Source organism: Moritella sp. 24, from assembly GCF_018219155.1.
Taxonomy (GTDB): domain Bacteria; phylum Pseudomonadota; class Gammaproteobacteria; order Enterobacterales; family Moritellaceae; genus Moritella.
On sequence record NZ_CP056123.1, the window covers coordinates 3,381,767 to 3,395,633 of the forward strand.

Consider the following 13,867-nt stretch of genomic DNA (forward strand, 5'->3'; position numbering starts at 1 on the left):
TAAACGATGTTATTTAATAAAAACAGCAGGCGAAAAAAAACCAGCAATATGATTGCTGGTTTAAAATGATAAGCGACGTTGATTTGTAGTAATACCTATCAACAGTCTAATTGTTCATAATCATTTATCGAATATCAATGTTTATTGATAGCATCCCACATACCGAGTACAAGCGCTTGCTTTTGAGGGGTTAGCTCATTAGCAACAAGTGCATCTCGTAAACTGTTCACGACTTGAAACTTAATATCGTGAGGATAGATTTTACCTATATTTTCGCACTTCGCCGTAGCAAAAGTAACGTGGCCATGTAAATATTCAGCCGCAAATAATTGATCCGACGTTCCTTGTTCTACAAATCCATCAAGCTTTTCCATTAGCTTGCTTTGATAAGTAGCTTTAGACAATGATTAATCCTCATACTCTGGGTTGGCGACACGATACATGATGTAATCACGATAACCTGTAGTTACACGAATAAAACCAGATAATGCTTGGTCTAATTCAACGTCCCCCGTGTCAACAATTAAGGGACGTCCTGCTAATGCTGACAACTTTGCTTTGGTTGCCAACACAATAATATTTTCTTTGCCTATTTGTTTAATCAACTGTGGCGACAGTTGCTGATTACCACGACCAAAAATATGACCCTGACCACCAATTAACGTGATCACTAATTTGCAGGGCTTGTTTTTTGTCAACGCTAATAACTGCGCAGCCGTTTGATCCGAAGCAATCAATTCATGCTGATGCACAACATCAACACCTAATAACGTATTATCTAGACCCAATTCAGCCATAGTAAAAGCGACTGTCGATCCAGAACCCATTATGTAATATTCATCTTCCATATCAGCCATCACATCTGCAGCAATGTCTGTTAACACTAATTCATCTGATTCAATACCACCCATTTTTACGCTTTGAACATAGCGTAAATCTGTCGGAACCATCATCTCGCCATACCGTTTTGCTTTCACAGTACCTTGACGAAATGCAACCTCATCAATATCCATAACATCAGCATCAGCTAACGTAACCAGCTCACCTAAAATAAGTCGACGAACTACGCAACCCGCTGCTTTAGGCGTAACACCATAAACACCAGAATGGATCTTACAACCTGCAGGCACACCTAATACAGGTACCGCGTCATTAATCGTTGCGCAAATATTACGTGCCGTACCATCTCCACCAGCAAATAATAACAAATCAATATCTTGTGTTAATAATGCATCGACAGCCGAAAATGTATCTTGTTCAGTCGTCATTTCACTGGCAGGTCGATAAGCAACTTCAACATTAAAACCAAGTTCTAAGCTGCAACGTTCACCCATTTCACCACCCGCAGTCACCACCGTAAAACGCTGAGCAAGATCAGTAAACTGACCTAATGCTTGTAACATACGGTTGTTTGCTTGCGGTATAGCACCTAAACTCAGTGCTTGCTGCGTGACATTATCACTGCCTTTTAAAGCAACGCTGCCACCAACGCCAGCAACTGGATTAATAATAATACCCAGCTTAAACGGCTTCACGTTCATACATACCTCGATAATCAAAATCTGCTAATACCAGCGGCTTTGTATTATAAAATGCTTGTAGTGCTGTCACTAACGCTTGTGTTCGCGCTGATAAACCGTTTTCTAAATATAAACGTACTTGATCGTGGATCTTATGCTGAAAAGCTAATCGGTCAATCACAATACCAGATAAATTATCAGCACTAACTCGATACTGATAACCTGCTGCAACACAAATAATCCATTCAATCGCTTGTGGCACTATTTCTACTTTTTCAAATTCAGCCTGCTGCTGCGCATTTCGCCCATCAGGAATATACCAGTAACCAAAATCAACTAATTGATGACGTGCTAACCCTGCAACTAACCAATGCGAAATTTCATGCATCCCACTCGCAAAAAAACCGTGGGCAAAAATAATACGGTGGTGATCACAACTGACATATTGTTCGAAGTCAGTATTAGCCGGCATATATATCGGCTCATCACCACCTTTCACTAATCGGGTATTAAATTCATTTGAAAAGGTGTCGTTAAACGTATTAATCAAGTCTTGGTACTGATGTTGATCTTGTAAATTGTATTGCATACTGCGCCTAGCTAATCATTTAATCACTGAGCACTATTTATGAGCAGGATTATACCCCCATAGTAGTGGTATGTCCGCTAATATATCGCGCTCAAATCGGTAATTTTCGCTAGTAGAATACTCCTTTACGCGATATTAATCTAATAGTGTTGGCGAAGTTAATGCAACGATACCGACACGAGCAGGAGTACCCCAACTCGCTTCAGCAGTGAGTAATAGCTCTTCTTCACCTTGCCAAATAATACTTTCCCATTGGCCGTAATGCGCCAAATTAAAACGTTTTGCCCTATCCCAATTTAAATCTTTGTTCTCAACGGCTACAATCCAAATAAAGGGGTGTTTATAAATAAGGTTGTCATCATAACCCAGTAAAACTAATTGATTCGTCGCAGCATTATAATCTGCTGCCGTAATGAGCCCATCAACATTTAATGTTTGCGTTGGCGTCACTTGAATAACACTATTATTCGCAGCGCTCTTAGCTATTTCAGTTAGCTCCATTCGATACAAACGACTTTGCAAATTAACCCAATTTTTACTTAGCACCCATAACTCTTCGTCGACGACTGCTGACGCTTCACAATCATAATCATGTATGAACATCGTTAACGCTTCTTCGGGTTTATCTGCCATTGAAAAACGAGCTGTATTGACAGCCGCTACATTAGCACCATCATCAGCTGTCATTAAATCGCCAGTATTAATATTGATAATGGTACGACTATCACGGGTACCTCGATTATTACCGCAATCCATCACAAAGAGCGTATCGGCATCTTGAGCTAACTCTTCCCAGTCATAACTAATCACGTCATTAACATGCACCTGTTTAATCACCTGCCCCGTTTGCTCATTAATTTGGTATAAATTAGCACCATCACCACTGTCGTTGGCTGTCCATATTTGCCCGCCAAACTGAGCCAACGCAGACGTTTCTTTCACTTTATTCTGCAATAATGTTTGTATCTTGATGTCGAGTACAGGGTAGTTTTGCAGTGGCCTCGACCAATAAAAATAACCGCTCACAGCAACAGTGCTTGAGATCAGTAATCCCCACATCCCTATTTTTACTATCCATTTTAATACTGTCATAACACTCCTCTACAATAACCAAGGTCTAAAATAACGAAACTTTGAATAATATGTTAAACATACATGCTTGATAATAGTATTTAATTTATAAAATTAATCATTTTCTAATACTAAAAAACACTAGAATAAATTTATTCACTTTAAATTAAAATAATTTAAGCGTACACTTGTAAGCCTAACTGGTTGGACAACTTAACAGAGGATCGTATATGTCACATAGTTCGACACCAATAATAACGGCTACCGATGCCGTAGCTGCACCTTATAGTGTAAAGGAAGAAGCCGCGAATACTTGCTCTCATTTCATCGGCGCATTACTGAGTATCGCAGCACTTATCGCTTTATTGGTGCCATCAATACAACAAGCTGATCCTTGGCGTATTGCCAGTTTTAGCATTTACGGTATCTCAATGTTTTTACTGTTCTTTGCCTCTAGTGCTTACCATTATGCAACGAACCCCGCACTTAAAGCGAAACTAAAAACGCTCGACCATTGCGCTATCTTCCTGTTAATCGCAGGCACTTATACACCATTACTGCTCATTGAACTCCGTGGCACACTTGGCTGGAGTATTTTTGGTGTGGTCTGGAGTATGGCTATATTTGGTATTATTGCGAAGGTATATTGGGCTGAGCGATTTAAAAAAGTCTCACTATTTTTCTATCTTACAATGGGTTGGTTAATTGTCTTTTCAGGCGATGAATTATTAGGAAAACTGGCGACTGGCGCACTGTACTGGTTACTCGCTGGCGGACTTGCCTATTCGATTGGCGCTATTTTCTATGCCAATAAACGTATTCCATATAACCACGCGATTTGGCATATCTTCGTGTTATTGGGTAGTGCTTGCCACTTTATAACGATTTACCTCTACGTACTACCAGTTAATCACTAAAACCGATGGCATTAAGTACTCACTCTTAATGCCATCATTCATTACCCCATTTACCTTAATGGGCACTTAATCAACCAGCGTAACTTCGATCTCACAACTTGCCATTACCCGTTTAATTTCGGGGATACAAGAACCACACCCCGTCCCCGCTTTACTACAACCTCCAACTGCTTCAACCGTATCTGCACCAGCTTTCACCGCCTCGATAATATCGTGTTCAGTCACTTGATGGCATGCACAGATCATGCGGCTTGCAGGTGTTGCCGCTTCCCCCTTGAGTGTTGCACGTAATCCCACATCAGGACTAAGCATGGTTAAACTCGCCAACCATGAATCATCATCAGCATCATTTGCAGGCGTTACCATTAAACTAATGTCTAAGCTGTCTTTATGATCGCCTTGAAAGCTCATGGCAAAACGATACTTTTGTTCGGCAGCATTTTCATAATCAACTTGCTTAGTCATATAATCATTATTCAGGACTAACTTTAATTGTTGAAAGAAAGCAGCTGGCTCTGTCACACTCGCAAGATAATATAAAAATCCTTGCTCTAAACGACGTTCAACCCAGTAATCGACCATAGGTAATATCTTCGCAACCTGTAGACGACGCTGACTCCACAATGCTGCACGTGATGCATGCTTCCAAGCACTGACACTCACAGGGGTATATTTATTTTCCGGTTGACCAGATAAAGGATCCGTATGTCCCGCGACTAAACTTGAGATAGCCCCCGCACTGGCGTTTTGACGGCTCCAGTGAATAGGTAGGAATAATTCTCCTGGGTTCTGACTCACCGTTGCATGTGCGCGTACTAATAACTTGCCTTGCAAACTCTCAACCGCGACTAAACTGCCATCACAGATCCCACGTTCCGTTAAATCTTGCGGGTTAATTGATAATAGCGGCTCAGGCATATGTCCATTAAGCTTGGTCGCTAACCCAGTTCGGCTCATGCTATGCCATTGGTCACGATTACGACCCGTATTTAAGATCATAGGGTAATTTTTACAGACTTCACTTGCGGCTGATTTGTAATAAAGCGGAATGAAATTAGCTTTACCAGAGGGTGTTGAAAACTGCCCATTAGTAAATAATCTAGCCTCTGACTTATCTCCATGTATCGGCCATTGCATTGGCTGGTGCTGTTGGTAATCTTGTGTAGCCAATACCGCGATATCCAAGCCTCGCGGTAAGGAATCTTGCTTAAAACCAGTCATCTGAGCATATTCCGCAAATACGTCGGCTTCACTATCAAAACTAAATTCTTTCGTGAATCCCATACGCTTAGCGACTTCAGCCAGCAACCACCAATCAGCTTTCGCTTCACCCAAGCTAGGTAAAAAGCCACGTTGACGGGAGATACAACGCTCAGAATTGGTCACTGTACCGGTTTTTTCACCCCAACCTTGCGCCGGTAATAATACATCCGCGCAGGCAATGGTGTCTGATTTAGCAATACAATCCGATACAACCACCAGCGGGCAATTTAATAACGCTTGTTGAATTTTGTCTGAATCAGGCAGGCTAACAACCGGGTTTGTACCCATAATCCAAATGGCTTTTATTTTACCTTGATGCACTTGATCAAACATATCAATGGCTTTAGCACCGTTATTGGTGGCCAGTTTATCAGTATGCCAAAACTCACTCACCAACTTATGACTCTCTGGTGTAAAGTCCATATGCGCAGCAAGCATACTGGCAAGGCCACCAACTTCACGGCCACCCATCGCATTTGGCTGACCGGTCACAGAAAATGGACTGGCACCCGGTTTACCCACGCGACCTGTCGCTAAGTGACAGTTAATAATAGCATTTACTTTGTTCGTACCACTGGTTGACTGATTCACACCTTGGCTAAATAACGTTAAGGTTTTATCAATATCGGTAAAACGATGGAAGAAGGCCAGCATAGTATCGAGTTCGAGATTACAGAATTCAGCCAGTTCAAACCAACTTGGTGTTGATTGATAAGCCGACTCAAGTGCAGCTTCGAAGCCTTCGGTATGTTGGGCGATATAAGCAAGGTCACAGGCGTTTTCTTGATCGAGAAACTCCAAAAGGCCATTATAAAGCGCGACATCCGTACCAGGACGAATGGCTAAATGCAGGTCGGCAATATCACAGCTATCTGTACGACGTGGATCTATCACGGTTACTTTCAAATTAGCGTTAGCCATTCTCGCCTGTTTAATACGGCGGAATAAAATAGGATGACACCAAGCCAGATTCGAACCGACTAAACAAATATGCTCAGCTTCTTCAATATCCGCATAACAAGCTGGCATTGAATCTTCGCCGAATGCACGCTTATGCGCGACCACAGCTGAAGACATACATAAACGTGAATTTGAGTCGATATTACTACTACCAATGAAGCCTTTCATCAACTTGTTAGCAACATAGTAGTCTTCCGTTAATAGCTGTCCTGATACATAGAAAGCAACAGCATCAGGGCCATGTTCGGCAATCACTTTATTAAATGATGACGCAACATAGCTGAGTGTGGTTTCCATGCTCTGCGCTTGGCCACGAATATAACATTCGGTAAGACGTCCTTCTGGGACTAGGGTATCGGCTAGCGTTAATCCTTTTGAGCAAAGGTTACCTAAATTGGTCGGGTGTGATTCATCACCACGAATAGTCACTGAATTATCTTGATTTACTTGCGCTTCGACACCGCAACCGGTACCGCAATAAGGACAGGTGGTTTTAACCCATTTGGGTATTTTCTTTAGCTTCTGCATATAATCATCCTTGTTTACGCATGTTCATACTATTGATAAAGCAAAAAGTTAGCCAAGTCTATCGTTTGGAGGTAACTAAGCTGCGATCCTAATGAAAGTATATTAATAATGCTTTAAACAAAGGCTAATAGACGTTTAAGTTCGATGAAAGCTCGATTGTAAAGCTCGATTGTAGTGCTTGAGACAATGTAGCGCACCAAATTGGTGCGTAAAAATGAAGCGATGGTCAGTAATTGCTAGCAGTGTCCGCTTAGTGACACACCTAATAATAACAACTTGTTACCATGCATCCCTAATCAAAGGATGCTGAAATGAAAAATAACAAAGGTTTTACATTAATTGAATTAGTGATTGTGATTATTGTACTCGGTATTTTAGCCGCAGCCGCGATGCCTAAGTTTATCAATCTTCAAGATGATGCCAAAACAAATGTCTTAAATGGTGTTAAGGGATCGATGCTGAGTGCTATTGATATCGCCTACAGTAAACTCGCTATAGACGGTTTAGAAGGCGCCAGATTTGTTAACAGTAATACGCGCTTAGACAATGATAGCCTACAACTAAGATCGTGGTGCGCTCACTGCCAGTTTCAATATGGTTATCCAGATCAAGGCTATATGAATAACTGGGACTCTATGTTGGATGGTGTCAGTGACCTTAATGGAGAACTTGATGACGTCGTTATGTTTTACCGTAATGCTAAAAACAAAAAGACCACCACAATTATTACTCTCGCTTCTAATATCACCCATCCAGCGGATCTCCAAATGTTGAAAGAGACGGGTTCAGGTAATTGCTATATAGAATACAAATACTCAGGCGTTAAAGGTGATCGACCAACAGTGACCTTATATGAATGTAAGTAGATCCCTTTATCACCTACAAGGCTACGCCTCTGAATAGTTTATTTACTTACTGCTAAGTACGCACCAGCCGCAATCATAATACTACCAGCACCGCGATTGAGTCGTTGGTGCGCCACAGGTGTCTTCAACATTTTCGCCATTCTACTCGCCCCGAACGCAATCAACATTAATCCAGACATTAGTGCAATGGATGATAAAACAGATACCAATGCAATATCTTGAGCCGTTAATACTGTCAAATCGATAAACGTCGGTAAAAATGAAATATAAAACAGGATCACTTTCGGGTTTGATGCTGAAATCAAAAATCCTTGGGTAAAGCTGGCCAACATAGCATTGTCTTTCTGGGCTTGTGTCTCAGCTTGAATATCACTTTTAATCTGAGGTAAGGCTTTAATCATCTTATAACCAAGATAAATCAGATAACTGGCACCTAAATAGCGAATAACAGTGAAGACTTCAGACCAATTTTCAGCAATAGTCGCAAGACCAAAACAGGCTAGAATCAAATAAATGACATCACTGCCAATCATTCCCATTGCGAGCATGATACATTTCTTTGGCCCCTCAACCATAGCGCGCGCCAAAATAGCAAAAACACCCGGTCCAGGTGTGATACCAAAAATAAATATAGCGATAAAAAATGTAATTGCCGATTCAAGTGACATCAATAAAACCTTTTATTAGATAACTAAACATAACAGGGCTCGACCCTATCATAGCTATTTATAAATTTTATATAATTAATGCTAAATAATATTAATTACATCAAAATCTCATAATGTCTTTTAACATTAGCGGAAGCCTTACCCCAAGCCGAGTCTTTAACTCTGATCTGGTGTTGCTCAAACGACGTCTTATCAATAAATTCTTCATATACATTAAATCGGTTAAGATTAGTTTCAGATTGCGTAACATTAAACATCAAGCATCCGGGTTCATTACGAGTGAGTTCTTTATGACTTATAAGAGCTTGCTTAACCGCAGGTAAATCAGCTGTTGGGACTATAATAAATCCTTTTAGAATGACTTTATTCATCCGTATTTTCCTCTACGTTTAAAATAATCTATACCTTAAAATATAACGTAACACGAATGATCTAAATTATGTTGTTTGATATTTGCGATCAACCCAAAAAAAACGGCCTCAAATATACATCTGAGGCCGTTGGCATTTATCATATTAAACTTTTAAAGCTAACGTTTTTACATGCAACTTTAAACTAAGTCATTACTTGTATAAGTGACGCTCTGAGTTCAAGCCTTTAATCAAGCTCACACACATAAACAGCAATACAAACGTAAACGGTAACGCTGTGATGGTTACACCCGCTTGCAAGGCTTGTAGCGCTTCAGAACCACCAATCCATAACATAACACCAGCAATAGTACCTTCTACCACAGCCCAGAATATACGTTGTGGCACAGGTGCATCGATCTTACCACCTGATGTGATGCTGTCGATTACTAGCGAACCAGAATCTGATGACGTAATAAAGAAGATTAATACTAAGATAATCGACAATATTGATAGTACATCACCATACGGCAGTGCATCGTATACATGGAATAAAGATAATGATAAATCAGTTAAGCCGTTAGCGCCCAACTCACCCACTTTATTAACCACTTGGTCGATTGCAATACCGCCAAATGTTGCCATCCATACCAATGTCACTAATGTAGGAACAAAGACAACCGCAGACAAGAATTCACGTACCGTACGACCTTTAGAAATACGCGCAATGAACATACCTACGAATGGTGACCATGAAATCCACCAAGCCCAGTAAAATACAGTCCAACCTTGCATCCAAACAGTATCATCACGACCATGTGGATTACTTAAGCCAATAAAGTTTTGGGCATAAGCAACGAATGTTTCAGGAATTGATACAGTGATGATATCAAAGCCAATGATCAAAACAAAAAGCAATAACGCAAAGGCAAATACCATATTGATATTACTCAATACTTTAACGCCGCCATCGATACCACGGATAACCGAGAAGATCGCAATTAATGTCACAAAGGCAATGACAATCAACTGCATGCCAATACCACCATCAGTACCAAACACATGGTTGATACCACTTGTCGCTTGTTGCGCACCTAGACCTAACGACGTCGCTAAACCAAACAGCGTAGCAAGTACCGCTAAAATATCGACAACGTGACCAGCCCAGCCCCATGCTTTATCACCAATAATAGGATAAAAAACAGAACGAATTGATAACGGCAGACCTTTGTTATACGCAAAGAAAGCCAGAGATAGTGCCACAATGCCGTAAATCGCCCAGCCGTGGATACCCCAGTTATAAATCGTTGCAGCAAGTGCTAATGACTTTGCTTCAGCAGTTAACGGTTCAACATTAAATGGCGTTCCCCACCAGTTAGTGAAATAAGCCGTTGGTTCAGCAACACCCCAGAACAACAGACCAATACCCATACCACCAGCAAATAACATTGCTAGCCATGAGATAGTTGAATGTTCAGATTTTGCTTCTTTACCACCAATACGGATCTTACCAAGCGGCGATATGATTAATACTGCAATAAAAAAGACGAAGAAGTTAGTTGACCACATAAAGAAACTATCGAAATCAGCTAAGATGCCATTTTTAACACTGTTTAGTGCTTCTTTTGCGGTAGTGGGGTCAGCGAGGAGGAGTGCAGAGAGGAAGAAAATAATGAGGCCGGCACTAATGCCGAACACGGGGTTATGTATATCGAACCCCCACTTTTGCACATTATCTTGACCGACTTGGTAGTCAGTGGTTTCAATACTATATTTATTCAACGTACTATTTTTGTTTAACGAGCTATCCATAAATTATGCTTGAGCATATATCCTGCAATACTTTTTGATCGAAAAGTAAAAACGAAATGGCCATCAAATCCAAGAAATGATCGAACCAAGAAATAAAATCGGTTAAAAGAGTATCAAAAACGAGATTAAAATTCAAACAAACTTAGCTTTATAGGGGTTTAAAGCGCTAAATAGGGTTAAAACCATAAAAAACTATATGTATGCATTTACATATATATAGGTATATCTCATTACGGAAACAACAGCACCAAATCACCGAGATTAATCTCTTCATTTGTCGCGACAATGAAACAGTCTGCCCTACCCCGCTGCAGTGCTAATTATACAGCTACTGCTGAATGGCTGCCATTCGGTCAAAAAAAACGGTCTCAAACATAAGTTTGAGACCGTTGGTATTCATCATATTAAGTTTTAACACTTAAATTTTAAGCAAGGCCATTACTTGTATAAATGACGCTCTGAGTTCAAGCCTTTCATTAAGCTCACACACATAACTAACATTAACAAGGCAAATGGTAATCCAGTCGTTACAACACCCGCTTGTAGGGCCTGTAGTGCGTCGGTACCACCAATCCAAAGCATGGTTGCTGCAATTGAACCTTGTATAACAGCCCAGAAAATACGCTGTGGAACAGGTGCATCCACTTTACCGCCCGACGTAATACTGTCGACAACTAGCGATGCTGAATCTGATGACGTAATAAAAAAGATTAATACCAATACAATCGATAATACTGACAACACTTTACCATACGGTAGTACATCGTATACGTGGAATAATGATAATGAAATATCAGTCAAACCATTAATACCAAGTTCGCCAACTTTATTCATCACTTGATCGATAGCAATACCACCAAACGTCGCCATCCATATCAGCGTCACTAACGTCGGTACAAAAATCACTGCACACAAGAACTCACGTACTGTACGACCTTTAGAAATACGCGCAATGAACATACCGACGAATGGCCCTAATGAGATCCACCATGCAAAGTAGAATACAGTCCAACCCTGCATCCACGCTAGATCGTCTCGATCATGCGGGTTACTTAAAGCAACGAAGTTTTCAGCGTAAGCAGTAAAAGTTTCAGGAATAGTCACAATGATCACATCAAAACTAATAATCAATACAAAGATTAATAGTGCGAATGCAAACACCATATTGATGTTACTCAATATTTTAACGCCGCCATTAATACCACGTATCACAGAGAATATTGCCACTAAGGTAACAAGTACAATCACAACGAGCTGTAAACCAAGACCGCCTTCAGTACCAAATACATGATTGATACCACTCGCCGCTTGCTGTGCACCTAAACCAAGTGATGTCGCTAACGAGAATAATGTCGCAAGTACGGCCATGATATCAACAATATGACCTGTCCAGCCCCATGCACGATCACCAATGATCGGATAAAATACCGAACGAATAGATAGTGGTAAACCTTTGTTAAAAGAAAAGAAAGCCAGAGCAAGTCCAATCACGCCGTAAACAGCCCAGCCGTGAATACCCCAGTTATAAACCGTTGCCGCCAGTGCTAATGATCTTGCTTCCGCGGTGAATGGCTCTACATTTAATGGTGTACCCCACCAATTAGTGAAATAAGCGGTTGGTTCAGCAACACCCCAAAACAACAGACCAATCCCCATGCCAGCAGCAAATAGCATCGTCAACCAAGATAGGGTTGAATGATCTGCTTTTGCTTCTTTACCACCGATACGGATCTTACCAAACGGCGATATAATCAATAACATAGTAAAAAGAACAAAGAAGTTGGTTGACCACATAAAGACCACATCAAATTCTGCCATGATGCTGTTTCTAACATTCGTCAGTATTTCTTTAGCTGTGGAAGGGTCTACGTAGAGGAGGGCTGAGATGAGTAGGAAAATCAAACCGGCGCTAATACCGAATACAGTATTATGTATATCAAAGCCCCATTTTTGAATGTTGTCCTGACCAACTTGGTAATCAGTGGTTTCAATACTGTATTTATTTGTCGAACTGTATTTATTTAACGTACTATCCATAATTAGTGCTTGAGCATATCCTGCAATACTTTTGTATCAAAAGTAGAAAATAAATGGCTATAAATGTGAAATTTGATGGCCAATAAATAAAAATCGGTCAGACAATATCAAAAACGGGATTAAAATTCAAACAAACTTAGATTTACAGAATTTTAATCCACAATATAATCGGAAACCATAAAGATATACACATATGAATTTACATATCTATAGGGCGTTAGTAGCAGGTAAGTAAAGCTGGCTCGGTAAATATATTATTTACTTTCATTTTTAAAATGAGTGGGTGATTGGCGTGCTTTATTCACTTCCAGCGTAAATACATCCGGTCTTGAATAATGCCCTGCTACATCTAGCGCCCGCTTTGAGGTTGTAGACAGTTCGACGTCAATATCAACGACAAGGTAACCTTTCTCTTTTGATAAGGGGCCCGATACAATTTCGCCACTCGGCGCTATCACTGCTGAATCACCGGGATTAATCCATTCATCGGTCACTGGATAGAGTTGCTCGATATTAGGAAAATCACTCGGTAAATCTTGCCTCTCCAATGCCACACCACAGCATAACACCCAGCATTTTCCCTCTCTGGCAATATGCTGCATCGTACCTAGCCAAGCATCGCCACTGTCATAAGTTGGAGCAATATAGATCTCAATACCCTGAGAATACAAAGCATACCTTGCCAACGGCATATAACTCTCCCAACAAATAAGGCTACCAACCCTGCCCACAGGTGTATCAATCACATTTAAACCATGCCCATCACCAAACCCCCACACCATGCGTTCAGGGTTAGTCGGCATTAACTTACGGTGATGATTAGCGATATTCCCTTGCGCATCAATCGTAACAACAGTGTTGTATAAGGTCGTTCGACTATTTTTATAATCTCGCTCATTCAACCCACAAACGACGGTCACCTTATTCGATTTTGCTGCGTTCATGATAGGCGCAAGATCATCCGAAGAAAGGTCTACCGCGTTCTTAAGCAACCGAGTGTGTAAATCCTCACTGACTCCCCAATCTCCACCAGGTCTCAGTCGCCATATCCATGCGGGATAGCCGGGAATAAACGCTTCAGGAAAAACGATGAGTTCGGCACCTTGTGCTGCGACAGTATCAATAACTTGTGCCGCTTTCTCTACCGTCTTAACTTTATCAAGCACATAAGGCGCTTCTTGAATGATTGCAATCTTAGCCATATTTAATTCCCACCTAGTCAGTAACAAAACGGATATAAAGTTAAATTATCAGTCTAGTTGAGAACGTTTTGAAAGGACAAGTTA

At 40.7% G+C, this 13,867-nt stretch carries 12 protein-coding genes; 2 read left to right on the plus strand and 10 right to left on the minus strand.

Annotated features, from left to right (window positions below; all coding sequences use genetic code 11):
• Nucleotides 1-134 precede the first annotated feature (134 nt).
• The 4 genes from HWV00_RS14985 to HWV00_RS15000 form a co-directional block, all read right to left on the minus strand.
• Nucleotides 135-404, minus strand: a complete 270-nt coding sequence (locus HWV00_RS14985) for a YfcL family protein (protein ID WP_211682551.1) — start codon at nucleotides 402-404, stop codon at nucleotides 135-137.
• A 3-nt stretch (nucleotides 405-407) separates the two neighbouring features.
• Entirely contained in the window at nucleotides 408-1,541 is a 1,134-nt protein-coding gene (locus tag HWV00_RS14990) for an ATP-NAD kinase family protein (protein WP_211682553.1), read from the minus strand.
• Nucleotides 1,522-2,109, minus strand: coding sequence for an elongation factor P hydroxylase (locus tag HWV00_RS14995; protein ID WP_211682555.1), 588 nt, complete (start codon nucleotides 2,107-2,109; stop codon nucleotides 1,522-1,524). The genes HWV00_RS14990 and HWV00_RS14995 overlap by 20 nt, the downstream gene beginning before the upstream one ends.
• A gap of 135 nt (nucleotides 2,110-2,244) precedes the next feature.
• A complete protein-coding gene (locus HWV00_RS15000) occupies nucleotides 2,245-3,201 on the minus strand; it encodes a hypothetical protein (RefSeq protein ID WP_255554615.1) in 957 nt (318 codons plus the stop codon).
• Between the two features lie 209 nt (nucleotides 3,202-3,410).
• Between HWV00_RS15000 and HWV00_RS15005 the strand changes: the two genes are divergently transcribed.
• Nucleotides 3,411-4,097, plus strand: coding sequence for a hemolysin III family protein (locus HWV00_RS15005; RefSeq protein WP_211682557.1), 687 nt, complete (start codon nucleotides 3,411-3,413; stop codon nucleotides 4,095-4,097).
• Nucleotides 4,098-4,163: 66 nt separating this feature from the next.
• Here HWV00_RS15005 and HWV00_RS15010 read toward each other — a convergent pair whose 3' ends face one another.
• Entirely contained in the window at nucleotides 4,164-6,848 is a 2,685-nt protein-coding gene (locus HWV00_RS15010; protein WP_211682559.1) for a nitrate reductase, read from the minus strand.
• 311 nt (nucleotides 6,849-7,159) lie between these two features.
• On the opposite strand from HWV00_RS15010, the gene HWV00_RS21590 reads away from it, so the two are divergent.
• Entirely contained in the window at nucleotides 7,160-7,714 is a 555-nt protein-coding gene (locus HWV00_RS21590; RefSeq protein WP_211682560.1) for a type II secretion system protein, read from the plus strand.
• A 38-nt stretch (nucleotides 7,715-7,752) separates the two neighbouring features.
• On the opposite strand, the gene HWV00_RS15020 is transcribed toward HWV00_RS21590, so the two are convergent.
• From HWV00_RS15020 to HWV00_RS15040, 5 genes are all read right to left on the minus strand, one after another.
• Nucleotides 7,753-8,382 (minus strand): LysE family translocator, encoded by a 630-nt coding sequence (locus tag HWV00_RS15020; RefSeq protein WP_211682562.1) that lies wholly within the window; start codon nucleotides 8,380-8,382, stop codon nucleotides 7,753-7,755.
• 95 nt (nucleotides 8,383-8,477) lie between these two features.
• Entirely contained in the window at nucleotides 8,478-8,753 is a 276-nt protein-coding gene (locus HWV00_RS15025; RefSeq protein ID WP_211682564.1) for a putative quinol monooxygenase, read from the minus strand.
• 192 nt (nucleotides 8,754-8,945) lie between these two features.
• The gene (locus tag HWV00_RS15030) at nucleotides 8,946-10,544 is read right to left on the minus strand and encodes a BCCT family transporter (protein WP_211682566.1); all 1,599 of its coding nucleotides are present in this window, start codon (nucleotides 10,542-10,544) and stop codon (nucleotides 8,946-8,948) included.
• A 438-nt stretch (nucleotides 10,545-10,982) separates the two neighbouring features.
• Entirely contained in the window at nucleotides 10,983-12,581 is a 1,599-nt protein-coding gene (locus tag HWV00_RS15035; protein WP_211682568.1) for a BCCT family transporter, read from the minus strand.
• Between the two features lie 254 nt (nucleotides 12,582-12,835).
• Entirely contained in the window at nucleotides 12,836-13,783 is a 948-nt protein-coding gene (locus HWV00_RS15040; protein WP_211682570.1) for a carbon-nitrogen hydrolase family protein, read from the minus strand.
• Between the last annotated feature and the right edge of the window lie 84 nt (nucleotides 13,784-13,867).